The 23,209-nt window shown below is 70.3% G+C and carries 20 protein-coding genes; 1 reads left to right on the forward strand and 19 read right to left on the reverse strand.

Annotation, left to right across the window (positions count from 1 at the left end; translation table 11 throughout):
• Positions 1–8 precede the first annotated feature (8 nt).
• From NQZ70_RS15555 to rpmH, 8 genes are all read right to left on the reverse strand, one after another.
• On the reverse strand, positions 9–2,153 hold the full coding sequence (locus tag NQZ70_RS15555) for an FHA domain-containing protein (protein ID WP_237245334.1): 2,145 nt from the start codon (positions 2,151–2,153) through the stop codon (positions 9–11).
• A gap of 228 nt (positions 2,154–2,381) precedes the next feature.
• Positions 2,382–3,533 (reverse strand): FHA domain-containing protein, encoded by a 1,152-nt coding sequence (locus tag NQZ70_RS15560; RefSeq protein WP_129574909.1) that lies wholly within the window; start codon positions 3,531–3,533, stop codon positions 2,382–2,384.
• A 282-nt stretch (positions 3,534–3,815) separates the two neighbouring features.
• Entirely contained in the window at positions 3,816–4,169 is a 354-nt protein-coding gene (rplS, locus tag NQZ70_RS15565) for a 50S ribosomal protein L19 (RefSeq protein ID WP_020734977.1), read from the reverse strand.
• Positions 4,170–4,493: 324 nt separating this feature from the next.
• A complete protein-coding gene (locus tag NQZ70_RS15570) occupies positions 4,494–5,057 on the reverse strand; it encodes a R3H domain-containing nucleic acid-binding protein (protein WP_236644599.1) in 564 nt (187 codons plus the stop codon).
• Positions 5,050–6,831 carry a membrane protein insertase YidC gene (yidC, locus tag NQZ70_RS15575; protein WP_129574910.1) on the reverse strand — a complete coding sequence of 594 codons (1,782 nt, stop codon included), beginning with the start codon at positions 6,829–6,831 and terminating at the stop codon, positions 5,050–5,052. Before yidC ends, NQZ70_RS15570 begins: the two co-directional genes overlap by 8 nt.
• A 155-nt stretch (positions 6,832–6,986) precedes the next feature.
• Positions 6,987–7,370 carry a membrane protein insertion efficiency factor YidD gene (yidD, locus tag NQZ70_RS53075; RefSeq protein WP_129574911.1) on the reverse strand — a complete coding sequence of 128 codons (384 nt, stop codon included), beginning with the start codon at positions 7,368–7,370 and terminating at the stop codon, positions 6,987–6,989.
• A gap of 64 nt (positions 7,371–7,434) precedes the next feature.
• Positions 7,435–7,974, reverse strand: a complete 540-nt coding sequence (rnpA, locus tag NQZ70_RS15585) for a ribonuclease P protein component (RefSeq protein ID WP_129574912.1) — start codon at positions 7,972–7,974, stop codon at positions 7,435–7,437.
• A 10-nt stretch (positions 7,975–7,984) separates the two neighbouring features.
• On the reverse strand, positions 7,985–8,134 hold the full coding sequence (rpmH, locus tag NQZ70_RS15590) for a 50S ribosomal protein L34 (RefSeq protein ID WP_012235155.1): 150 nt from the start codon (positions 8,132–8,134) through the stop codon (positions 7,985–7,987).
• Between the two features lie 255 nt (positions 8,135–8,389).
• On the opposite strand from rpmH, the gene NQZ70_RS15595 reads away from it, so the two are divergent.
• The gene (locus NQZ70_RS15595) at positions 8,390–10,144 is read left to right on the forward strand and encodes an OmpA family protein (RefSeq protein WP_237245335.1); all 1,755 of its coding nucleotides are present in this window, start codon (positions 8,390–8,392) and stop codon (positions 10,142–10,144) included.
• Positions 10,145–10,225: 81 nt separating this feature from the next.
• On the opposite strand, the gene NQZ70_RS15600 is transcribed toward NQZ70_RS15595, so the two are convergent.
• From NQZ70_RS15600 to NQZ70_RS15650, 11 genes are all read right to left on the reverse strand, one after another.
• The gene (locus tag NQZ70_RS15600) at positions 10,226–10,426 is read right to left on the reverse strand and encodes a hypothetical protein (RefSeq protein ID WP_129574913.1); all 201 of its coding nucleotides are present in this window, start codon (positions 10,424–10,426) and stop codon (positions 10,226–10,228) included.
• On the reverse strand, positions 10,423–12,612 hold the full coding sequence (locus tag NQZ70_RS15605; protein WP_129574914.1) for a thioredoxin domain-containing protein: 2,190 nt from the start codon (positions 12,610–12,612) through the stop codon (positions 10,423–10,425). Before NQZ70_RS15605 ends, NQZ70_RS15600 begins: the two co-directional genes overlap by 4 nt.
• A 73-nt stretch (positions 12,613–12,685) precedes the next feature.
• Positions 12,686–13,993, reverse strand: coding sequence for a beta-ketoacyl synthase (locus tag NQZ70_RS15610; RefSeq protein ID WP_129574915.1), 1,308 nt, complete (start codon positions 13,991–13,993; stop codon positions 12,686–12,688).
• A gap of 52 nt (positions 13,994–14,045) precedes the next feature.
• The gene (locus NQZ70_RS15615; protein WP_129574916.1) at positions 14,046–14,924 is read right to left on the reverse strand and encodes an acyl-ACP desaturase; all 879 of its coding nucleotides are present in this window, start codon (positions 14,922–14,924) and stop codon (positions 14,046–14,048) included.
• The gene (locus tag NQZ70_RS15620) at positions 14,921–15,172 is read right to left on the reverse strand and encodes an acyl carrier protein (RefSeq protein ID WP_061617417.1); all 252 of its coding nucleotides are present in this window, start codon (positions 15,170–15,172) and stop codon (positions 14,921–14,923) included. The genes NQZ70_RS15615 and NQZ70_RS15620 overlap by 4 nt, the downstream gene beginning before the upstream one ends.
• A 3-nt stretch (positions 15,173–15,175) precedes the next feature.
• Positions 15,176–16,060 carry a class I SAM-dependent methyltransferase gene (locus NQZ70_RS15625; RefSeq protein ID WP_129574917.1) on the reverse strand — a complete coding sequence of 295 codons (885 nt, stop codon included), beginning with the start codon at positions 16,058–16,060 and terminating at the stop codon, positions 15,176–15,178.
• A complete protein-coding gene (locus NQZ70_RS15630; RefSeq protein WP_129574918.1) occupies positions 16,047–17,852 on the reverse strand; it encodes a fatty acyl-AMP ligase in 1,806 nt (601 codons plus the stop codon). The genes NQZ70_RS15625 and NQZ70_RS15630 overlap by 14 nt, the downstream gene beginning before the upstream one ends.
• A 342-nt stretch (positions 17,853–18,194) precedes the next feature.
• Positions 18,195–19,301 carry a DUF4340 domain-containing protein gene (locus tag NQZ70_RS15635; RefSeq protein ID WP_129574919.1) on the reverse strand — a complete coding sequence of 369 codons (1,107 nt, stop codon included), beginning with the start codon at positions 19,299–19,301 and terminating at the stop codon, positions 18,195–18,197.
• Between the two features lie 27 nt (positions 19,302–19,328).
• Positions 19,329–21,170 (reverse strand): GldG family protein, encoded by a 1,842-nt coding sequence (locus tag NQZ70_RS15640; protein ID WP_129574920.1) that lies wholly within the window; start codon positions 21,168–21,170, stop codon positions 19,329–19,331.
• 8 nt (positions 21,171–21,178) lie between these two features.
• Complete coding sequence (locus NQZ70_RS15645; RefSeq protein WP_129574921.1) at positions 21,179–21,913, reverse strand: ABC transporter permease; 735 nt, start codon at positions 21,911–21,913, stop codon at positions 21,179–21,181.
• Between the two features lie 5 nt (positions 21,914–21,918).
• Entirely contained in the window at positions 21,919–23,106 is a 1,188-nt protein-coding gene (locus NQZ70_RS15650) for an ATP-binding cassette domain-containing protein (protein ID WP_237245336.1), read from the reverse strand.
• Positions 23,107–23,209 lie beyond the last annotated feature (103 nt).

The raw sequence follows: 23,209 nt of genomic DNA on the forward strand, positions 1-23,209 counted from the left end.
CGGACACGCTACTCCAAACGGACGCTGAACTCGACGGGGCCGAACCGCAACGACGCGCCGGGGGGCACGGGCGTCCACACGCCCGCGGCGACGCGCTGGCCGTTGACGTACGTCCCGTTGTTGGAGCCCTCGTCCCGCACGAACAGCTGACCGGCCTCGAGCTTCACGCTCGCGTGGGTGCCGGACACGCGCGGCTCCGACAGCGCGATCATGCACGAGGCGCCGTCGCGCCCCGCGCGCACCTCGACGCCGGGGTGCACGGTGAAGATGCCCGCCGGCCCCGAGAGCGTCGCGCGGCTGGCGCCGCCCGGGGGAGGCGCCATCATCGGCCCGCCGCCGTAGCCGAAGTCGCCCGGCGGAGGCGGCGCGGGCGCGTACGGCGGAGGCGACCCGCCGCCCGCCACGATGGGCCTCGGGGGCGCCGCCGCCGCCGTCCCGCCGCGGCGGCGGCCGCCGCCGCCGCGGAAGATCGAGACGAGCAGCAGCACGATGACGACGCCGCCGAAGGTCACGCCCGCGATCAAGAGGTACGGCAGCGGCGCCTCCTTCGCCTTCAGCGTGAGGATCTTGTCGGCCGTCACCGCGCTCGTCCGCCGCGCCTGGTTGTCGTAGACGATGAGCCGCGCCGTCATCTGGTCGCCCTTGCCGACGAGGAACTTGTCGGTGTCCGGCAGCTCGAACTCCACGACGCTGTCGCCGGCCGAGATCGCCTTGCCGCGCATCCCGCCCTCGATCAGCGTCCGCTGGGCCTTCTTCGCGTCCTCGAGGTTCCCGCCCTGCAGCGACTGCGGCGCGGCCTGGTTCTTCGGGACCATGTAGATCTCGGCCCGCTGCGCGTTGCCGCCCCAGCAGAAGTTGCCGAAGATCTTGACCGTGCCGCCGGGGTAGAGCGGCGTCTTCTTCGCCGCGCGGTCGGTCGCGTCGCGGTCGATGTCGAGCGGCCACGCGGTGGGATCGATGCCGACGGGGACGTTCTGGAACGTGGCGTCACCCGCGATCGGCGGATCCGTGTTGATGAAGGCGAGCTTGAACGTCTGCGTGATGCTCGGCGCGACGCACGACACCCGCCACTTCACGATGTGCATCTTGTTGAAGCGGGTGCGGATCGCGTTGACGAGGTTGGCCGCGCGCCGCTGCTGGCCGTCGCGCACCACGCTGAAGAAGCCGCCGATCTCGGTGTTCGCCATCCCCTCCATGAACTCGCGGGAGTTCGCCGTGAACTCCTCGACGAGCCGGCTCGGGAACCAGATCGAGATGACGGGCACCGGCGTCTTCGGCAGGACGTCGTTGTTCTCGGGGAACCGCCCCTTCGTGAGGTAGTCCCGGAGCAGGTTCGACGCCGCCGCGGTCGAGCTCGGGTCCGCGCCGGCCGAGCCGTTCGAGAGCACGACCATCGCCTGGTGCATCGGCACCGAGACCCCCTGGCCGGCGTTGCCGAGCTCCTTGAACGCGTCGGTCGCGGCGTTCTTGATGATCGTGAAGAGCGGGCGCGTGCGGCCCTGCGTCGGGTAGGTGCGCGTGACGCCGGCGATGGCCTGCGCCGCCGCCTGCTTGTTGCCGACCCACTTCGAGTCCTCGACGACGCCGCGATCGTTGAAGAAGATCACGTCGACGATGTCGTTCGGCTGCATCGCGTTGACGAACGCGCTCGCGACCGCCTTCGCCTCGTCGAAGCGGGTGCCCATGCTCGACGCGGCGTCGATCAGGATGAGCCACGCCGTCCCGACGCCCGGCTGCCCGGCGCTGTCTCCCCACCGCGCCTTCGACTCGAACTTCGCCGGCAGGTCCGTGCCGTCGACCGTGACGGAGAAGATCGCGTTCTTCTCCGGGAAGTCGAACGACGAGTAGAGCGCCGACGGCTGCTCGATCGCGTCGGCGACGCAGTCGAGGTTCGCGTCGCCCGTGAGCGCGGCGCAGTTGCGGGTGATGTCGCTGAGGCGCTTGTTCTGCACGACCTCGAGCACGGTCGTGAGCACGGGCGAGCCGTCCACGGTGCTCGCGCGCGGGTCGACGCGGAGCAGGTGCGCCTCGGGCGCGGCCTCGGCGCGGGGCTGTCCGCCGAGGAGCGCGAGGACGGCGGCGGCGAGCGCGAGCAGCGGAGCGCAGCGGAGGGCCTTGCCCCGGCGCCGTTCGCGACGTGCGGAGGCGCTCATGGAGTGGATCGGGCGAGTCGCGTCATGAGAGGGAGTCATGCGTGGGGATCTCCAGCGAGCGCGAGGGAGCAGAGGAGCGCTCCCCGCGCGAGCGGGGCGGCCGCCGCGCGATGGCGGCGGCAATCCGGTTGGTTTTCACGCAGCCTGGCCGGGGCGCCAGGTGCCGGTCGAACGTCGCGGGGGAAGGGGGCCAGGCTCGGCAACGCCTCTCCTCGTGCGATGGGCCGGTCAGGCCCGCGCGGCCACGCTGAACAGGATGACGCTGAACCCGCCGAAGCGGATCTTGTCGCCATCGCGCAGCTCGCGCCGGCCCTGGAAGCCGATCGCCTCCTCGTTGTGGAACGTCCCGTTGGTGGAGCCGAGGTCGGCGAGGACGAGCCGGCCGCCGTCGACCTCGATCGTCGCGTGGTGGGTCGAGGTCGTGCCGTGGGCGATCTCGATGTCGACCTTCTGCCCGGTCTCGGCGCGGCCGACGGAGTTCTTGCCTTGCCAGAGCGGCCAGAACCTGCCGAGCGGTTCGTCCTGGAAGCTCACGAGGAAGCCCGCGAGGGTGCGCCGCTCCTGGCCCCTCGGCGGCGCCGGCGTCGGCGGGCGCACGGCCGGCGGGGCGGACATGTACGGAGGCGGCGGCGCCGGCAGCGGCATGTTCTGCTGGGGCGGCGGCTCGCCGTAGCCGCCGATGCCGCCCCCCTGCTGCATGGGCGGCGGCGCGGACGGCCCCGGCTGGTTGGGCGCGTACGCCGTCTGGTTGAAGGCGTCGCCGCTCATCTGGATCCCGTCGAGGGCGATCGGGTGGCCGCCCTCCATGCAGAACGAGCCGCCTGCCGGGATCGCGTGCCCCTGCACGCAGCGCGCGCCCTGAGGCTGCGGCGGAGGGCCGAAGCCGGGCCGCGGGACCGGCGGGACGGGATAGCCGCCCTGCGGCTGCTCCGGGAAGCTCGGGGCCGGGCCGAAGCCGCCGCTGCCGCCCGGGGCGCCGAAGATCGGCGGCTCCGGCGGGAACGGCGGCGGCTTCAGCGGCAGCGGAGGAGGCGGCTGGGGAGCGCCGTAGCCGCCGGGCGGCGACCCGAAGGGCGGCGGGGGACCGAAGCCCGACGCGCCGCCCTCGGGCGGCGGCGGGAAGCCGGGCGGCGAGCCCGGCGGTGCCCCGAAGGGCGCCGGCGGCGGTGGACCAAAGCCGCCGCTCGGCGAGCCGAAGTTGGGAGGAGGCTCAGGGGGCGAGCCGAAGCCCGGGGCAGGAAACGGCGGAGGAGGAGGAGGCGGCGGCGGCGGAGGCGGCGCCCCGAACGCTCCGGGCCCGGACGGGGCGAGCGGCGAGGCGCACACGGCGCAGAATTTATCGGCGGGGGTCGCGGGCGCACCGCAACGCGGACAGAGCATGGTGATCCTTCTCGGGTTTCGCGGCGCCGCGGCGCCGCGGCCGCGAGCATACCGTGGGCGCTCGGCCGAGGATCAAGAAGAAGTATGCGGGAATCCTTGCCAGAGACCGGCAATGCGGCTCGCGCGCGCCTGCTCGCAGCGCCGTCCGGCGCGCGTCTGCTGCGGCGCCGCGGCGCTGCGCCATGAGCGCCAGCGCGCGCTCGAACCCAGGGGCGGGTTGCCCCCTGGCCTCCTGATCTGGGGGAAAGTGCTCTGTGCGGCCGGGACGCCGGCCGGCGCGGATCAATCCTTCGCGTCGCGGACGCGGGCGGCCTTGCCGGCGAGGTTGCGCAGGTAGAAGAGCCGCGAGCGGCGGACCACGCCGCGCGAGACGATCTCGACCTTGTCGATGCGGGGGCTGTGGAGGAGGAAGATGCGCTCGACACCGACCGTGAAGCTCACCTTGCGCACGGTGAAGGTGCTCCGGACCCCGGCGCGGTGGCGCTTCAGCACCACGCCCTGGAACACCTGGATACGCTCCTTCTCGCCCTCGACGATCCGGTAGTGGACGCGCACCGTATCGCCGACGCGGAAATCCGGGATCCCCTCGCGGAACAGGGGAGCTTCGATCTTCGCGAGGATGTTCGAGGTCTGCATGGTCGGTCAATCCTTCAAGGGGTCGGGGATCCGTCTTCGCGGTCCCGTGCTCAAGGGGGCAGGGCCGCCGCAGTTCGTGGACTGCGTCCGGCGGAGCGGGGGCCGCGCGCGGCCCGGTGCTTCACGCCATGACGCAGATGCTTGCCCGGTTGCGGTTCCGGGAGCATGCGGCGCGAGCGCGGCCCGCGCGCCTCCCCGGAGGGTACCGGAGAGGTGCGGCATTATGCATGCGGGCGATCCCGTGTCAACGCCGGTCGCGGCGCACGTGCGCGCTCTCGCGAGCGCGCGGTCTCATTGATGGCTCATCGATGGCTCATCGATGGTTCAACGACGGACGGGGATGATCTGGACGCGGCGGGCCTCGCCCTCGCCGTCGCTCTTCGTGACGACGCCGGGGAATTTCGCCAGGGCCAGGTGGACGACGCGGCGGTCCTGCGGGTTCATCGGCTCGAAGGTGATGATCTTGCCCTCCTCGACCGCCTGCTTGCCGAGCCGGCGGGCCATGGAGGAGAGCGTGTCCTCGCGGCGCTGCCGGTAGCCCTCGGCGTCGATGATCACGTGGCGCCGCTTCTTGCCCGGCCGGTTGATCACGCGGTTGGCGAGGAACTGCAGCGCCGCGAGCGTCTGCCCCTTCTTGCCGATCACGCGACCGGCGTCCTTCCCCTCGATCTCGAGGCGGATCTCCTCGGGAGGATCCTCCTCCTCGTTCTCGAGCAGGTCGACGGTACAGTCCATGCCCATCGCCGCGAGCACGTCGATGACGAAGTCGAGCGCGATGTCGGCGCGACCGTCCTCCTCGAACTCGGCCGCGTCTCCAGCGCCCTGCGCCTCTGCGTCGACATCGACGTCCGCCGCGTCGATTCCCCTTTCGGCAGCTTCACTATCCACGGACACGTGCTTTTCCCTTTCCGAGAGCAGGCGCCGACTTGTCGTCGCCCTGAGTCTTCTTCATCGCGGATTGGGGCTCCGCGTTCGCGATCTCTCGCACCTCGATGCCGCCGGCCCGTTCGTTCTTCGCCTTCAGGTACCGCTCGACGAGCACCTGCTGGCCGATGCCGAGCCAGGTGTTGGTCAACATGTAAACGCCGAGGCCGGCCGGGAGGAAGAGCATCATCGCGGTGAAGATGCCGGGCATGAGGTACATCATCATCTTCTGCTGCGCAGGGTCGCCCTGCGGCGGCATGAGCTTCTGCTGGATGAAGCTCGAGGCGCCGAGGACGATGGGGATGATGAAGTACTTCCCCGGGGCCGACAGGTCCGGGATCACGGGGCCGAACGGCGTGTGGTAGAGCTCTACCGCGGTCTGGAGCGCGGTGTAGAGGGCGAACCACACCGGCATCTGGAGCAGCATCGGGAAGCAGCCGATGACGGGGTTGGCGACCTTGTTCTTGCGCCAGAGCTCCTGCATCGCGAGGCCGCGCTGGGTGGCGTCGTCCTTGTACTTCGCGTTGAGCTCATCCATCTCCGGCTTGAGCTTGCGCATCGCCGCGGCGCTCTTGATCTGCTGGATGCTCAGCGGGAAGAGCAGGAGCCGGACGGTGATGGTGAGCAGGACGATCGCCCAGCCCCAGCTGCCCACGGCGCGGTAGAGGACGTAGAGGTACGAGACGAGGAGCTTCGCGATCGGCGAGAACCAGCCGAGGTTGATGACCTCGCTCGTCCCGTGGCCCACGGCGCCGAGCACGTCGCGCTCCTTCGGGCCGGTGAAGGAGAGGGCCTTGTAGGTGACCGCGCCGCCGGGCGCGAGCTCCTGCTCGGGGTAGGCGAGCCGCGCGCGGTAGACGTACCCGTGGCTCGGGTCCTTGGCCTTCTGCTGGAACTTCGACGTGTCCCAGATCTCCTCGATCTGGGTCTCGGCCACCGGCTTCCCGGGCCCCTCGAGCGGGATCGCGATCTTGCTGAAGTAGCTGCTCGAGACCGCGACGAAGCGCGCGTTGCCGGGCGTGCGGCGCCAGCGCTCTGCCGTGAACTCCTTGTCCTTGAAGTCGCCGGGCTCGAAGGCGTCGGGGTGCTGGCGCTCGGTCGTCTGGTCGGTCGCGGCGACCGTCTCGGTGATCCACTCCGAGATCAGGCCGAGGTGGCCCTCGGTCTCCTTCTGGGTTCGCCACGCGGTCTGCTCGAGGGCGAAGCGGTGCTTGCGCGGTTCCTGGGCGAGGTTCTCGACCGTCACCTGCAGCGACAGCTCGTACGGGCGCCCGGTGGCGGCGACGACCTTGGTGAGCCTCGTCGCGTCGTCGCTGTAGGTGAACGTGCAGCTCTTGCCGTCCTGCGCCGAGAGCTTCCAGTCGAGGTCGTCGAACGGCACCTGCTGCGCGTTGCCGCTCGGCAGGCGCAGATCCGTCCGGAGGGGCATCCGCGACTCGAGCGAGGTCGTGACCAGGTCCATCGGCCTGCGCTCGCCGTTGCCCGTCGTGTACTTCGGGTCGGTCATCCATACGTGCCGGACCGACCCGCCCCGCGTGGAGAGCTCGGCCTTGAACCGATCTCCGTCGATGACGCACGCCTCCGCGGGGGCGCGCTCCGCGGGGGCCGTGCTGTCGTTGACGTCGAGCGGCTGGAGCTGTTCCGCGCTCTCACCGAAGAGGAGCGGCTTGCCGAACTGGATGAACAGGATGATGGCGAGGCCGAGGAACAGCCACTTGGCGATATTGCTGCGTTCCATGAAGTCCTTCGTCGATCCCAGGATCTCGAGCCGCGCCCTTCGCTGCTGGCGTCTCGTGACGCCTCACGAGGCTGCCCAGGGTCGCTTCGGACGGGCTTTGCCCCGCGGGGCGTCGGGCGTCGTGCCGCCGGGGCCGTGTCGATGGTCGAGCGGGATTAGTCCATGAGGGTGACCCGGCCGCTGGAGCCCGCTCGCCGAGGGGGCGAGGCGTGCGAGGCGTGCTCCGTGCCAGTAGACGAACAGCGTGCCGTATCCCGCGGGTCAGCGTCCCGTGGCGTCGGCGCCCGAGCCGCCGCGCCACGGCGAAGACGAGGTGGTGGCGGAGGGTCGAACCCGCCCGGATGAAACGGGTGACACCTACACAGTCGCTTGAGCGAAAGCAAGCTCCCCCGAAGCGCTCCGTGACCCACGATGCAGGCGGCGGCGTAGCGCGAGCACGAGGGCTCGAACCGGCAGACCGGGCCCATCAACGCCACGATGACCTTGGAGAGCGTCATCTGGTAGGCGCGGATCAGCGCGAGGAGGAGCTTCGCCAGCATGCGGTGACCCGTGGATGAGCGGGGAGCTTGGGGCCCGGCGCACCACGGCGCAAGGTAAGCTACGTCATCGGACCGACGGATCCTCTGCGCCGCGCTCGTCCGCGGCCTTGGGCGCGCCGCGCGCCGCGGCGGGAGGCCCGCCGGCGAGCGCCTCCCGCGCCCGGCGCCGGAGCACCGGGACCACGCTGCGCAGCTCCGCGAGCACGTCGTCGAGGCCGAGCGCGCCGGCGCCGGTGCGCAAGATCACCACGATGTCGACGCGCTCCGGGAAGAGCTCCGGGAATCTCCGGAATGCCTCCCTGAGCAGGCGCTTCGCCCGGTTGCGGGCCACGGCGCCGCCGACCTTGCGCGAGGCGACGAGGCCCAGCCGAGGCGCCCCTGGTACGGGCTCGGGGGCGAGCGACGCGCTGCGCTCCGCGCGGCGGGAGCCCGCGCCGCGCGTGGCCGCGTCGTTCGGGGCCGCGACGAGGATCAGCAGGTGCCGGGTGGTGACACGCTGACCCCCGTTCTGGATGCGGACGAAATCGGCCCGCTTGCGGATGCGGCGCCCGCGCGGGAACGACGAGGAGGAGGACGCCGACGAGCGCGGGCGCGCTGGCGCCATCACGCTCGTGTTACTTCTTGTAGATGGTGGGCGCGAGCCGGGCGCGGCCCTTGCGGCGGCGGTTGTTGATGACCTTGCGACCGCCGGCGGTCGCCATACGCGCACGGAAGCCGTGGGTCCGGGCGCGGCGGGTGTTGTGGGGCTGGTAAGTGCGCTTCATGGCTGGTCGTCCCTTGGCGTTTGGACCGCGAACGGCGGCGACCTGGCCGCACGTCAAGCGGGCGCGCAAGAAAGCACGACGTTTGGTCCAGGTCAACACCAGACGACGCGGCGCCGCCTCGGTTCGCCGTTCTCTCTCACCTTTCTAGGCACCTGGGTTAGCGTGTAGCCTCCGATCGACCGCGACGGCCGTTCTCAAGGGGTCACAGGAGGGAATTTGACGCGCACCGGTGGACATGTGGGGGAGAAGCAGCACGTGACTGCGCGGGGCGTCGGGCGACGCGCGCTGGGCGCTGCTGCGGCGGGAGCCCTGTTCCTGAGCGCGCTCCCTGCGAGCGCGCAGACCAGGACGTTCTACCTGGACCGGCTCATCATGGCCGGCGCTCCCGAGGACTCGATCGCGCTCTGGCGGCCGCAGGTGGCGCCGGACACGCGCTTCTTCGGTCAGTTCGGGCTCGGCTTCGGCCTCAATCCCTTCCGGGTCGAGAACATGCTGGACGACGAGCGCTCCGCGGAGCGGTTCAGCCGGGACTACGGCGCGCCGGTGTCCTCGCAGCTCATCGGGTACCTCAACGGGGGCGTCGAGTTCCTCGACCGCTTCAGCGTCCAGGTGGGGCTGCCGTTCATCGCCTTCCAGACGAGCAACCAGACGAACGACTCGACCATCGCCGGCGCGCAGGACGCGGCGAGCCCGTCGGCCGCCGCGCTCATGGACCTGCGGCTCGACGCGCGGGCGATCCTGTACCGGTCCGACGATCGCTTCTTCAAGCTCGGCGTCAACGCGGCGGCGTGGGTGCCGACGGGCCACAGGTTCTCGTTCGCCGGCGACAAGAGCGCGAGCGCGCTGATCGGGCTCTCGGGCGAGATCGACCTCAAGAGCATGTTCTTCGTGCTGAACACCGGGGTGCACTTCCGGCCCTACGCCTCGCTCAACGACTTCGACGTGTCGCACGAGTGGCGGTGGGGCATCGGCGGCTTCGTCCCGCTGCGGAACGGGACCTTGCGGCTCGGCGCGCAGCTGTTCGGATCGACCGGGCTCGGCCGGGGCACGACGTTCGACGGGGACAACACCCCGCTCGAGTGGATGGCCGAGGGGCGGCTCGCCCTCGACCAGCGGAAGAAGGCGTGGCTCGGGGTCGGCGGCGGCACGCGGCTCACCGGCGGCTATGCGCCGGATTTCCGGCTGACCGGGGTCATCGGCTACGCGTTCGGCATCTCGGACGTCGAGCCCATGTCGCCCGGCAGGCGCTTCCAGGCGCCCCCGCCGCGCGCCGCGGACACGGACAAGGACGGCTACCCGGACGACATCGACCTCTGCCCGACCGATCCCGAGGACAACAAGCCGCCGAACCCCAGCGACGGCTGCCCGGCGCTGCCCGATCGCGACGGCGACGGCATCCCCGACGTCAGCGACAAGTGCCCGGACGAGCCCGAGGATTTCGACAAGATCAACGACGCCGACGGCTGCCCGGAGGACGACGCCGACGAGGACAAGATCCCGGACGCGAAGGACGCCTGCCCCAAGGAGCCGGGCGAGCCGAGCGCGGATCCGGCGAAGAACGGCTGCCCGCAGTTCATCCGCCGCATCACGGGCTCGAGCGAGATCCAGATCCTGAAGCAGGTGCAGTTCGCCACCGGCAGCGCGCGGATCCTGCCGAACAGCTACGGCATCCTCGACGAGGTCGTCCGGCTGCTCAAGGTGAACCCCGAGATCACGCTCGTCGCGATCGAGGGCCACACGGACAACCGCGGGTCCGATCAGCTCAACGAGCGGCTCTCGAACGACCGCGCGCACTCGGTGAGGACCTACCTCATCGAGCGCGGCGGCATCGATCCGGCGCGGCTCACGGCGGCGGGCTTCGGGCCGCGGCGGCCGATCGAGACCAACGACACCGAGGCCGGGCGCCAGAAGAACCGGCGCGTCGAGTTCCACATCCGGGAGAGCAACACGGGCGGCAACAAGGCTTCCGGCAACACCGGCGGCAACAGTGGCGGCACGGTCACGCCCTAGACCCGAGATCCGGGCGGCGCGCGCGGGCGTCCTGCTGAGCGCAGCGCTCGCGTCCGCGTGCGGCCCGGAGCAGGGCACGCCCTATCGCTGCAGCTGCACCTTCGTCACCGACTTCGACGCCGACGCGAAGCTGGACGTCGAGGTCTGCTCGAAGGCCGAGGCCCGCGCCGAGGGCGTCGGGCGCGGGTGCGCGCAGACCCACGCGCCCGGCCCGGTGTCCGGATGCTCGTGCTCGAGCGTCCCGGCGCGCGGGCCGTGCGAGCTCAGCGCCTGCCGCGTCACCCCAGCAGCGCCTTGAGCTCGGCCGGGGTCGTCACCGGCGCCGAGCACGTCCGCCCGCGGCACACGTAGGCGACGGCCGAGCCCGGGCGCGCCGGCTTGCCCTCGGCGACGACCTGCGCCGCCGCGACGGTCTCCGGGCGCGCCGGATCCACGAGCACGACCGCCCGGTTCGGCAGGTAAGCCTTGAACGCCTCGCGCGCGAGCTCGCCCGACGCGGACGAGCCCGCCTCGCCGACCACGACGACCGTCACGCTGCCGCGCGCGAGGCGGTCGAGCACGCACACGGTCTGGCTGAGGCCGAAGGGGTTCTCGATGGCGGCCGGGGCGAGGGCCTCGAGCTGCCGCTCCGCCGGCGGGAGGTAGCGCTCGTCGGCGATCTCGGCGAGGCGCAGGCAGAGGAGCGCCGCCATCGAGGTGGCCGACGGCGCGGCCTGGTCGTAGATGTCCTGCGTGCGCGCGATGAGCGCGTCGCCGTCGTCCGGCGTGAAGAAGAACCCGCGCGCGGCGTCGTCCCAGTGGTGCGCGATCATCGCGTCGGCGATCGCGCGCGCGACGCCGACGTAGCGCGGGTCGGAGGTGGCCTCGTAGAGATCGAGGGCCGTGTTCCCGAGGTACGCCTGGTCGTCCAGGAAGCCCGGCCGCACGTCGGCCGCGCCGTCGCCGCCCGCGGCCTTCGCGCCCGCGGGCGCGCCGTCCTTGAGGTACCGGCCGACGCGGCCGCCGCGCACGAGCTTCTGCTCGAGCGCCGCGAAGGCGCGCGCCGCCGCGTCGACCCAGGCGGGCTCATCCATGGCGCGGCCCGCGTCGGCGAGCGCCCCGATGAGCAGCCCGTTCCAGCTCGCGAGCACCTTGTCGTCGCGCGCCGGCCGGGGCCTCGCCTCGCGCGCGGCGAGCATCTTGACCCTGGCGCGCGCGAGCGCCTCGCGGCACCGCTCCTCGAGGTGCGCCGCGGAGCCGCCGCCGGGGCCCGCGTCGAGGATCGCCGCGGCCTGCTCGAGCGTGCGGTGCTGCGAGAGCACCGTCGCGCCGGTGTGCTCGAAGTTGCCCTCCTCGGTGACGCCGAAGACGAGGCGGGCCACGTCGTAGGCGAGCGGATCTTCGCCGACGGCCGCGCGCAGCTGGTCGAGCGTCCACACGAAGAACTTGCCCTCGCTCCCCTCGGAGTCGGCGTCCTGCGACGCGTAGAACCCGCCTTCCGGGGCGCGCATCTCGGCGAGCAGGTAGCCGACGATCTCGCGCGCCGTCTCGGCGTAGATCGGCTTCTTGAACGCGCGGAAGCCGTCGGCGTACAGGCGCAGGAGGAGCGCGTTGTCGTAGAGCATCTTCTCGAAGTGGGGCACGAGCCAGCGCTCGTCCGTGGAGTAGCGGTGGAAGCCGCCGCGCAGGTGGTCCCAGATGCCGCCGTCGCGCATCCGATCGAGCGTGAGCTCGACGCTCTCGGCCGCGACGCGATCGCCCTCCAGCACGCCGCGGCGGAGCAGCACGTCGAGCGACATCGTGTTCGGGAACTTCGGCCGCGTCCCGATGCCGCCGTGGCGGTTGTCGAAGCGCGCGAGCAGCTGCCGCGACGCGCGCCGGAGCAGGTCCGACGAGGCGGGCTCGACGGCGCTTGCCGCCCCCGCGGCGCTCGCCGGCCCCGCGGCGCTCGCCGGCCCCGCGGCGCTCGCCGGCGCGCGCTGCACGCGCTCGATCGCCTGGGTGATCTCCTTCGCCTGGAGCTCGACGTCGCCGCGCCGGTTCCTGTAGGCGTCGGCGACCGCGTCGAGGACCTTCGGGAAGCCGGGCATGCCGTGCTTGTCCCTCGGCGGGAAGTACGTGCCCGCGAAGAAGGGCCGCTGGTCGGGGGTGAGGAACACGGTCAGCGGCCAGCCGCCGCTCCGGCCCATGAGCTGCACGACGAGCTGGTAGATGTGATCGAGGTCGGGCCGCTCTTCCCGGTCGACCTTGATGTTCACGAAGAGCTCGTTCATGCGCCGGGCGATCGCCTCGTCCTCGAACGACTCGCGCTCCATCACGTGGCACCAGTGGCAGGCGGCGTAGCCGATGGACAGGAGGATCGGCTTGTCCTCGCGCCGCGCGAGCTCGAGCGCCTCGGCGCCCCACGGGTACCACGCGACCGGGTTGTGCGCGTGCTGCAGGAGGTACGGCGAGGACTCGCTCGCGAGCCGGTTCGTGGGGGATGCCATGGGGCCCACCTAGCGCCGGGCGAGGGGGGCCGCCAGCCGGGCGGCGGGCGGCGGCGGGCCTGGCCGCGCCGGGCTACGCCCGCTCCAGCACGAGCGCGCAGTTGTGCCCGCCGAAGCCCGCCGAGCACTTCACCGCGTGACGCAGATCGACCGAACGGCGCTCGCGGACGATGTCCAGGGCGCACTCCGGATCGAGCTCATCCACGTTGATCGACGGGTGCAGCAGCTGGTCGCGCAGCGAGCACACGACCGCGATCGTCTCCACGGCGCCGGCGCCGCCGAGCAGGTGCCCGATCATCGACTTCGTCGCCGAGATCGGGATGCGCGGGAGGCGCTCGCCGAAGACGCGCCGGAGGGCGAGCACCTCGGCGGCGTCGCCCTGCGGCGTCGAGGTCGCGTGCGGGTTGATGTAGCCGATCGCCGCCGGCGCGACGTCCGCCCTGGCGAGGGCGCGCTCCAGCGAGAGCGCGAGCCCGAGCCCCTCCGAGTGCGGCCGCGTGAGGTGCTCGGCGTCCGTGGTCATCCCGAAGCCGGCCACGACGGCGAGCGGCGTCGCGCCGCGCGCCCGCGCGTGCTGCTCCTCCTCGAGCACGAGCGCGCCCGCGCCCTCGCCCATCACGAAGCCCTGGCGCCGCCGGTCGAACGGGCGGCTCGCGCGCGTCGGGTCGCCGTCGACCGCCTTGGCGAGCGCCTTCGCGTTGCCGAACCCCGCGACGGTGTTGAGCCGCGTCGCGGCCTCGGCGCCCCCCGCGACCATCACGTCGGCCTCCCCCGCCTCGATCAGCAGGGCCGAGGTCGCGATCGAGTGCGTGCCCGTCGCGCACGCGCTCGCGAGGTTGTACGACGGCCCCATGAGCCCGTAGCGCATGGCGATGAGCGCCGCCGCGCCGTTCGGCATGACGCCCGGGATGAAGTAAGGCGACACGGCCCTCGGGCCGCGCGCCGCGCTCCTCGCGATCTGCTCCTCGAAGATCTCGACGGAGCCCATCCCGGTCGACATCAGGCACCCGATGCGGGTCCGGTCGAGGCCGCCGCCGCCCGGCGGCGCCGCGCCCGGCGCCCCGCCCTCCGCCGCCTCGTCGTCGTCGGCGGGGGCGCGCTGGAGCGGCGTGATGCCCGCCTCGCGCAGCGCCTCCACCGCGGCCGCGAGGCTCAGGTGGGTCACCCGGCCGTAGATGTCCGCCTCCTTGGGCGACAGGTACTTGCCGACGTCGAACCCCTTCACGCTGGCGGCGATGTCGCTGCGGAGCTTGTCGACGGGGAAATCGCGGATGTAGTCCACGCCGGATCGGCCGGCGAGGAGGTTCTGCCAGGTGGTCGCGACGTCGTTGCCCAGCGGGCAGACGGCGCCGATCCCGGTCACGACGACGCGCCTTCGCATCGGACTGCTCGTGCTCGCTTTAGGGAAGGGGTTCAGGGAGGGGCGGACGCGCTCAGGCGGACAGCGCCTGCGGGGCGGCGTCGTTCAGGTTGGGGGCGATCGCGAGGCCCTCGATCGACGTGTCGCGGCGGCGCTCTCCGCCGCGGCGCAGATCGAGCGCGGCGCGCTGGGCCGCGAGCATCTCGTGACGGCTCACCCCGAGGTACTTGAGGATCGGCATGTAGACCTTCTGGATGAACACGTTCCGATCGACGCCCGCCTCGCGCATCTTCAGGATGCGCGAGTCGTAGTCGGGGACGATCCCGACGCCCGGCATCTCGAAGTTCGCGAACACGTGCGCCATGTCGGCGAGCGTGCCCTGCCGGTCCTCCTCGAGCAGCACCTTGATGACGCTCTGGTAGAAGCGGCAGTGGGCGATCTCGTCGCGGGCGATGTAGTCGTAGATCGCCCGCAGGCACTCGTCGCCCTCCCCCGCCGCGCGCTCCCGGTGCTTCACGTAGATGACGAACGTCGCCATCTCCTGCACGCAGCCGTAGAACGTCATCTGCCGCGGCGTGTGGAACGGGAGGTCCCACTTCTTCGCGAAGATCTGGTGCTGCAGATCGGTGAGCTGCTCCTCGGTGCGCTTGCCGGATCGCAGGAGGTACTGCATCAGCGTGAGCGAGTGCTTCGACTCCTCGTAGGCCCAGTTCGCCTGGAACCACGCCTGGCCGAAGTAGCTGCGCACGAGGTTGATGCCGTTCGACACGTAGTCGGGCAGGTACATCTCGACCGAGCAGAACGTCTCCGCGCAGAGCGCGAGCTCCTCGCTCGCCTCCTTGTTCACGCGGTCCCAGGGGATGTCCTCGAAGATGTTCCAGCGGCGCTCGCGCTCCGCCTTCTCGAAGAACGTCATGTACTCCCGGAAGATCTTCTCCTCGAGCCGGCTCATGCGCTCGCCTCCAGCCGCTCCCCGACCTTCTTGCAGAGGTCGCCCACGGTGATGAGCTCGACCAGATCCTCGTCCGGAATCATGATCCCGAGCTCGGTCTCCATCTCTCCGACGATCTGCATCATCGAGAGCGAGTCGATGCCGAGCTCCGTGATCACCGACGCCGCGGTGACGTTGGGGAACTCGCGCTTGTCCACGCGAGCGGCAACCGTCTTGAACATCTCGAGCAGATTGGTCTTGTCCGTCATGGTTCAGTCGATCCTGCGAAGCTCGTATTGAGCGAGGGAGCTGTAGTGCTTGTCGAACGCGTTCACGCACGTCGACAGGTAACGATCGTAGTCGTCGAAGACCTTGTCCCCCCACGTCGACCGGATGGTCTTCTCGTTCAGCCTGAGCCGGCGGAGCCACTCCGCGGTGGTGCGCTGGTAGTGCTCGCGCCGCGTGTTCACCTGCATCACCTCCCAGTAGGGGTTCGCCGCCTGGATGATGTCCTCGAGCCGCGGGTTCAAGCCCCCGGGGAAGATCTCCTTGGTGACGAAGTAGATGTCCTCCAGCTCCTTCCTCGTGCCGGCCGGGAGCCCGCCCCAGGGCGTCATCCGCGGCGTCCGGTTGCGGAGGATCGTCTGGAGGCCGAACCAGGCGCCCTTGTTCGTGAGCTCCCAGGCCTTCTTGAAGTACGCCCGGTAGATGTCGATCGCCTTGCCCTGGCGCGCCTCCTCCGGCGAGCAGAGGTGGTCGATCATGCAGATCGAGATCAGGCTGTCGAACCGCTCGGGCGTCGTGAAGGTCCGGAAGTCGCCGCCGATCACCTCGACGCCGGGGATCTTGCGGGCGTTCACCTCCGCGGCCTGCGCGGTGGACAGGGTGACGCCGACCGCGCGCTTCACGCCGCGCGCCGAGGCCACGTACTCGAGGGCCGCGCCCCACCCGCAGCCGATGTCGAGGACCTTCTTCTCGGGCCCCACCTTGGCGAAGTCCGACAGGATCCGGAGCTTGTTCAGCTGCGCGGCCTCGAGCGACTGCTCGGGGGACTCGTAGACGGCGCAGGTGTAGTTCATGCGCTCGTCGAGCCACAGCCTGAAGAACTCGTTCGAGACGTCGTAGCTGACCTCGACCTCGGACTTACTGGATCCCATCGATGACTCCTTCGACACGTGCCGGGGCGCCGCCCGCGCGGCCCCCTTCGGTTCGCGCCGCCGCTCCGCTCGCGCGGACCGCGTCGGCTTGGGGAGAGGGCGTGACGCCCTCGTCAACGTCCGAGGCGACCTCGAGCTCGCCGGCCTCGAATCGCCGCTTCATCTCGCGGCGCCGCACCTTGCCGCTCGACGTCTTGGCCAGCGTCCCCCGCTTGATGAGCGCGACCTCGGACAGCTGGACGCCGAGCTGGGCGCGCACCGCCTGGAGGATCGCCTGGGCCACGCCGGCCACGCCGCGCTTGACCTCGGCGACGACGACCGCCCGCTCGGACCCCGACGCGGTGAGGCACGAGAACGCGACGCAGTGGCCCTCGCGCACCCCCTCCACGGAGGAGGCGACGCGCTCGATGTCCTGGGGGAAATAGTTCTTGCCGCCGAGGATGATGAGATCCTTCGAGCGGCCGCAGAGGTACACCTCGCCGGCCACGGTATAGCCGAGATCGCCCGTCCGCAGCCAGCCCCCTCCGAACGCGGCCTTGGTCGCCTCCGGCTCGTTGAAGTACCCGGCGGCGACGCTCGGGCCGCGCACCCAGATCTCGCCCACCTCGCGCTCGCCGAGCGGCGCGCCGTCGGGTCCCGCGATGATGAGCTCGTGACAGGGGAGGGGACGGCCGCAGGAGACGAGCTCCAGCGACGCGCCGCCGTTCGCGGGCCGCGCCTTGCCGGACTGCATCGCCTTCGCGTCCACGCGGTCGGTGGTGAGCGGGGCCGCGAGGTCGCTGAACGTGATCGCCAGCGTGGCCTCGGCCATGCCGTACGACGGCAGGATGCTCTCCGGGCGGAGCCCCTGCTTGCCGAAGCGATCGAGGAACGCGCGGAGCACGTCGGCCTGGATCGGCTCGGCCCCGCACCCGAGCGCGCGCAGGCAGGAGAGGTCCCACTGGCCCGCCTGCGCCTCGGTGACGGCGCGCGTCGCCAGGGCGAAGGCGAAGTTCGGGGCGAACGTGATCGTGCCACGGAACCTGTGGATCGCGTCGAGCCAGAGCGAGGGGCGGCGGATGAACGCCGTCGTCGGCAGGAACATCACCGGCACGAGCGCGTAGAGCGGCGCGATGACGAAGCCGATGAGCCCCATGTCGTGGTAGAGCGGCAGCCAGCTGACCCCGCGGTCTTCCGGGGTGGAGCGCAGCCCGTCGAACATGATCGCGTGGCTGTTCACCGTCAGGTTGCGGTGGGTCACCATCACGCCCTTGGGCCGCGAGGTGCTCCCCGACGTGAACTGCAGGAACGCGAGGTCGTCGAGGGACACCCGCCACGGCTCCGCCGCGTCCGACGCGTCGAACCCCTCGGGCTCGCGCAGATCGCGCTCCAGGACGACGCGCAGGGCCGCCGGGCCATCGCCGCTCGCGGCGAGGTGGGCGTCGATCATCTCCTTGAGCGGCTCGTTCGTGACGAGCACGCGCGCGCCGGAGGCGGCGAGGATGTGCTGCACCGTCTCGCTGTACGCCTCGAGCTTGGCCAGCGACTGCGGCGGATACATCGGGACCGCGACGATGCCGGCCGTGAGCGCGCCCACGAAGGTCAGGACGAACTCGTCGGCCTCGGCCAGGATCAGGGCGACGCGGTCGCCCTTCTTGAGCCCGAGCTTGCGCAGCGCGTGGGCCCTGCGCCGCGCCTCGAGCCAGAGCTCGGCGTAGCTGACCGACCGCTCGTCTCCCGAGCTGCGCATGAACGTGATCGCTCGGTCGGCGTGCACCGAATTTTGCTGGAGAACTTCGACGAACGTTCGCATGGATCTCTGCTGGCTCAGACCGGCCGGACGTAGGTATCCGTCCGACAAGGACGCCCGGGGCTTGAGTGAGCGCAGCCATAAGCGAAATCCGGGCCAGGGCAAACAGAAAACAATGGAATTCGGGTTTGGGCCTGATTCCGCGATGCAGGCTCATGAATCCGCCTGATCCTGGCGTCCCGGGTGACGAAAATCCGTGCGCAGAGTGCGTCGAATATTCGTCACATCGGCCCAGGTGTGCGAACCGGGCTTCGCGCAGCGCGGGCGGCCGCCCGCCTCGACGCACAAAAAACGAAGAGGCGCCGGTCGCCCGGCGCCTCCCGATCTCATGCGCGACGTCGCCGGCTACTCGCCGTCGTCCATGCCCGGCATGCCCATGCCCGGCATGCCCATGTGGCCCGCGGCCTCGTCGTCGTGGGGGTTCGCGTCCTTCTTGTCGTCCTTCTTCTCGCTCTTCTCGAACCTCTTCTGGTCCGCGAGGGCCCAGTCGGCCGACCACGACGACAGCACGTAGATCGTGCCGTCGCCGCCTTCCTTGACGGCGTAGCGGCTCTGGCCCTTCGCGGTCTTGCCCACCTTGATGGTGTGGTCGCCCGCGTTGTCCTTGAGCTTGATCGTGACGATGCCGCCGTTCGTGGTCGGCGCGTCGAGCCCGGTGTCGGCGTCCGACTTGCCGTCGCCGAAGTCCTCCGCGCCGAGGGTCTTGAAGGCGCGGAGCAGGTCCTTCACCTTCGCCTCGTCGAACTTCTCCCACTTGGCGGAGGCCGCGCCGAGCTTGCCGCCCTTGTCGCGGGGCGCGAACGTGCCGGCCCACTTGTCGCCGTTCTTCGAGAAGCTGAACAGGCCGTTCTTGTTCTCGACCGAGGCCTGGATCACGTTCTCGTCCTCGAACTTGAGGATCGAGTTCTCGCGCCAGTTCTTCGGCTCCCGCGTGTAGAGGTAGCTCGAGTAGCCGCCCGCGATGTAGACGCCGTCCTTGCCGTCGACGCGCGACATCTGCCCGCGCGACCCGCTCTTGCCGAAGTACATGTCGAGCGCCTTCTCGTCGCCCTTGTACGCGACCACGTGGACGGCCTTCTCGTCCGTGAGCTCGTACTGGCCGTAGGTGCCGCTCGTCCTGTCGATCACCTCCTTCAGCTTGAGCTCCTTCAGGTTGTCGAGCAGGCTCCGCACGTTCGCCGCGTTCGCCTTGGCGTTCACGGGCTTCGTGACCTCCCACGTGTCGCCCTTCTTTTCGAGCGTCACGTCGGACTTGTCGGCGTTCTTGATCGAGATCTTCGTGATCTTCTCGACGTCGTCCTTCGAGACCCCGACGCTCGGCAAGTCCGCCGTCGCGGCGGTCGCCGAGTGGGCGGCGAGCTGGTCCTTTTGCCGCTTCTGCGTGAGGAACACGCCGACGCCGAGGAGCGCGAGGACGACGAGGGCGATGTAGATTTTATGCTCGGTCTTCATGGCTCTTTCACCCACCATCGCAGTGCGTCAGTCGAGCGTGATGTTCTCGCGCGCGCTCTCGCGCCGCCGCCACCGGACGATGCCGAACGCCGCGAAGAGGATCGCCGGCAGGAGCGTGAGCGTCCACTGCACGCGCTGCTGCACGGTCTTGCGCTCCGCCCGGTACTCCTCGGCCTTCTTGGCCAGCGTGGCCTCGTCGTCCGAAGCCTCCTGCTTCGGCTTCTCGATGTCCGCGTAGGTCAGGTTGGTCTCGCCGAACATCTTCGCGGTCGCCGCGAGCAGCGTGCTGTCGCCCGCCATCCAGTCGAGGGTGTTCTTGAACGCCAGGATGGTGGCGGTCAGGTACTTCTGCGCGTAGGGCTGCGAGAGCATCAGGAGGTCCTCGTCGCCGCCCATCCCGCCCATCATCGCCATCTGCGGCGGCATGGGGGGCGGGTTGCCCGCGCGGGCGAACGGGTTCGCGAGGAACTGCGACGCCGAGAGCACGAGGATCCGGCTCGGGCTCGCGCTCTCCGCGGGCGCGGTGATCCCGAGCCCCTCCTGGCCGCCGAAGGCGCTCTTGAGCTTGCCCTCGATCGTCACGCCGATCGCGCGCTGCGCGTACTCGCCCTTCGGCTTCCAGTCGGCCGAGAACTTCATGTCGATGGTCTCGGACGTGTCGGCCGTGGTCTTCGGGGTGGAGCGCGCGACGACCTTCATCGCCGCCTCGGGCTGCTTCTCCGGGTGCGGCACGAGGGTCGACGGGAAGGGGAAGGCGAGCTCGGGGAGGCGGAAGAAGCCGGGGAACGACGAGTCGAGGATCTGCTCGTTCTCGTCGAAGCGGCTGTCCTCCTGGAGCTGGAGGATGCCCGGCGCGCGGAACCACATGAGCTGGCCCGACTGCGACTGGACCGGGATGGCCATCGAGCGGCTCCAGTCGAGGATCGCCTCCTTCTTCATCTCGACGCCGTAGCCGTCGAGCAGCTTCTCGAGGCCCCAGGTGTTGAGCGTCGCCTTCATCGACGGGTCGGACGCCTTGAGGTTCACCGCGCCGGCGAACACGGCGAGCGACTTGTCGCCGAGCATCAGGAACTGGTCGATGCGGCGCAGCTCCTTCTCGGTGAACTCCTTGCCCGGCTGCGTGATGACGAGGCCGGAGAGCTCCTTGTTGATCTCGGCGTCGCCGCCCTTCAGGTCGACGTCCTCGAACTTGTAGAACGGGAAGTGGTGCTCGAGCAGCGCCCGCATCGACGGGCCGCCCCGGCCGCCCTGCGAGGCGACGAGGTTCGGGTCGGTGAGCTTGATCTCGTCCTTGCCGGTCACGACGCCGATCTTCGTGTCGATGCCGTCCGCCTTGTCGCGGATCTCCCGGATGGTGTTCGTGATCCAGAACTCGAGGCCCTGCCCCTGATCGGGCGAGAGCATCGGGATCGCCTCCTTCTCGCTGCCGTACTTGAAGGCGATGCCCATGAACCCGCGGGTGATCGTCGCCTGGTCCTGGCCGGTCTCGCTCCCCTCGCCGAACGCGGCCTCCTGCAGGCCCGCCTCCTTGGCGGCGGCGCGCTGCTCGTCCGTCTTCGCCTCGATGATCGAGTAGTGGAGCTTGCCGTTCGAGGCCTGCTCGTACTCGTTCATCAGGTCGGTGAGGTCCTGGATGAACGCCTCGTGCTTCGGGAGCCCCCGGGTGACGTAGACGTCGATCTGGAGATCCTGCTTGAGCCCCTCGCGGACGAGGTGGGCCGAGCCCTTCGAGAGGGTGAACCTCTCGGTCTTCGTCATGTCGAAGCGCTTGTAAACGCCGTGCGAGATGACGTTGGCCACCACGAGGATGGCGGCCACGATGGCCAGATAGACGCCTGTCTGCGTCGCGGCTTTGGCTTTGCGTTCCATGGTAATCCTTACGCCCACTTCCTGCGCTCAAGCGCCCTGAACGCGGCCATGAGGCAGCCCGCGGTGATCGAGAGGAAGAAGACGATGTCTCGGGTGGACACCATGCCGCGCGCGAACGGCGTGAGGCGGGTGTCGAAGCTGATGAAGGCGAGGATGTCGCGGATGGCCGACGGGGCGTAGTCGGCGAGGTTGTCCACGCCGTGCAGGAACCCGAGCAGCAGGAAGGTGATGAAGAAGGCGATCACCTGGCTGTCCGTCAGCGACGAGATGAGGAGGCCGATCGAGACCGCCGCCGCGCTGTAGAGCACGAGGCCGATGTAGCCCGAGATCACCGGCCCGCTGTCGAGCGCGCCGAGGTGCCACGGCCACGAGAACATCAGGATCGGGTAGAGGATGGTCGAGAAGACGAGCACGAGGACGAGCCCCCACGCCCCGAGGAACTTGCCGAGGACGACCTCGTGGTCCTGCACGGGCAGGGTGATCAGCATCTCGAGCGTGCCGCTCCGCTTCTCCTCGGCGAGGAGCCGCATCGTGATGACGGGGATGATGAGGAAGGAGAGCCCGATCGGCGCCCACGAGAACAGCTGCACGAGCGAGGCGCGGTCCGCCTGCCAGAAGCCGCCGTTCATGAAGAAGAAGGTGACGCCGAGCGCGATCAGCCCGAAGCAGATCACGACATAGGCCAGGGGGGAATCGAAGTTGGAGCGGAACTCCCGCTTCGCGATGGTCAGGGTGGTGCTCATACCGTTCAGCCCTTCTTCTTGGCCGGCGCTTCGTCGTCGGCGCCTTCGTCCTCGTCGCCGGCGCTCTTCGCCTCGTCGCCGGCGCTGTCCTCGTCTTCGTCCTCGTCGTCCTCGTCCTCGTCGTCGGCCGCGGCGCTCGCCTCGTCCTCGTCGTCGAGGTCGTCGGTGATCAGCCGGCGGCCGCGGTCCTTGCGCTCGTCGCCGCGCGTGAGCGCCTTGAACACGTCCTCGAGGCTCTGCGAGTCGCGGCGCATCTCGAGGAGGAGCCAGCCCTTCTGCACGATGAGCTGGAAGAGCTCGGGCCGGATGTCGCCGCCGAGCGCGCCGAGGAGCTGGAAGCTGTGGGCGCTGTCGTCGGTCGGCAGCTCGGTGACGCTGGTGACGCCGGGCAGCCCGGCGAGCGCCTCCTGGACCTCCTGGGCCGTCGGGGGCTTGCGCGCGCTCGACCGGTAGCCGTCGCCGCCCTCGAAGACCTTCTTCTCGTGGACGGTGACGACGTAGCGGACCTTGCCGCTCTTCGCGCGGATGTCGTCGAGGGGGCCGTCGGCGACGACGCGCCCCTTGGAGACGATGATGGCGCGGGCACAGGCGGCCTCGACCTCGGAGAGGTTGTGGGTGGACAGGAGGATCGTCCGCTCTTTGCCGATCTCCTTGATGTAACGGATGACCTCCGCCTTTTCGTTCGGGTCGAGGTCGCTCGTCGGCTCGTCGAGGATGAGGATCGGCGGGTCGTGGACGAGCGCCTGGCCGAGGCCGACGCGCTGGCGATAGCCGTGGGAGAGGGTGCCGATGTCCTTACCGAGCACCTGGGCGAGGCCGCACACCTCGACGATCCCCTTCATCCGCTTCTTGAAGACCGACTGGTCGAGCCCGCGCATGTCCGCGACGAACGACAGGTACTCCCAGACGTTCATCTCGCCGTAGAGCGGGGCGCGCTGGGGCAGGTACCCGAGCTTGCGCCGGACATCGAGCGGCTCGTCGAAGACGTCGTATCCGTGGACCCGCGCCGTCCCGGCCGAGGCCGAGATGAAGCAGGTGAGGATGCGCATCGTCGTCGACTTGCCGGCCCCGTTTGGTCCGAGGAAGCCGACGACCTCGCCGCGATGGACCTCGAAGCTCACCTTGTCGAGCGCGCGCAGCGACCCATAGCGCTTGGTCAGCGAGCTCGCCTCGATCATCACATCGCTAGCCAAAATGACCTCCTTACGATGGTTCCTTGAGAAGCGGAGCGCCCTGCTCCGCGGTTCGCCCCTGGCGATCCCCCGCCCCTCACCGGCGACCTCGCCGTCGGGGCCC

This window comes from Sorangium sp. So ce836, from assembly GCF_028553905.1.
Classification (GTDB): Bacteria; Myxococcota_A; Polyangia; order Polyangiales; family Polyangiaceae; genus Sorangium; species Sorangium cellulosum_D.

Coding starts and splice junctions, on each gene's coding strand:
- NQZ70_RS15555 (WP_237245334.1), bottom strand. CDS start 2,153: ATGAGCGCCTCCGCACGTCGCGAACGGCGCCGGGGCAAGGCCCTCCGC.
- NQZ70_RS15560 (WP_129574909.1), bottom strand. CDS start 3,533: ATGCTCTGTCCGCGTTGCGGTGCGCCCGCGACCCCCGCCGATAAATTC.
- rplS (WP_020734977.1), bottom strand. CDS start 4,169: ATGCAGACCTCGAACATCCTCGCGAAGATCGAAGCTCCCCTGTTCCGC.
- yidC (WP_129574910.1), bottom strand. CDS start 6,831: ATGGAACGCAGCAATATCGCCAAGTGGCTGTTCCTCGGCCTCGCCATC.
- yidD (WP_129574911.1), bottom strand. CDS start 7,370: ATGCTGGCGAAGCTCCTCCTCGCGCTGATCCGCGCCTACCAGATGACG.
- rnpA (WP_129574912.1), bottom strand. CDS start 7,974: ATGGCGCCAGCGCGCCCGCGCTCGTCGGCGTCCTCCTCCTCGTCGTTC.
- rpmH (WP_012235155.1), bottom strand. CDS start 8,134: ATGAAGCGCACTTACCAGCCCCACAACACCCGCCGCGCCCGGACCCAC.
- NQZ70_RS15605 (WP_129574914.1), bottom strand. CDS start 12,612: ATGGCATCCCCCACGAACCGGCTCGCGAGCGAGTCCTCGCCGTACCTC.
- NQZ70_RS15610 (WP_129574915.1), bottom strand. CDS start 13,993: ATGCGAAGGCGCGTCGTCGTGACCGGGATCGGCGCCGTCTGCCCGCTG.
- NQZ70_RS15615 (WP_129574916.1), bottom strand. CDS start 14,924: ATGAGCCGGCTCGAGGAGAAGATCTTCCGGGAGTACATGACGTTCTTC.
- NQZ70_RS15620 (WP_061617417.1), bottom strand. CDS start 15,172: ATGACGGACAAGACCAATCTGCTCGAGATGTTCAAGACGGTTGCCGCT.
- NQZ70_RS15625 (WP_129574917.1), bottom strand. CDS start 16,060: ATGGGATCCAGTAAGTCCGAGGTCGAGGTCAGCTACGACGTCTCGAAC.
- NQZ70_RS15630 (WP_129574918.1), bottom strand. CDS start 17,852: ATGCGAACGTTCGTCGAAGTTCTCCAGCAAAATTCGGTGCACGCCGAC.
- NQZ70_RS15635 (WP_129574919.1), bottom strand. CDS start 19,301: ATGAAGACCGAGCATAAAATCTACATCGCCCTCGTCGTCCTCGCGCTC.
- NQZ70_RS15640 (WP_129574920.1), bottom strand. CDS start 21,170: ATGGAACGCAAAGCCAAAGCCGCGACGCAGACAGGCGTCTATCTGGCC.
- NQZ70_RS15645 (WP_129574921.1), bottom strand. CDS start 21,913: ATGAGCACCACCCTGACCATCGCGAAGCGGGAGTTCCGCTCCAACTTC.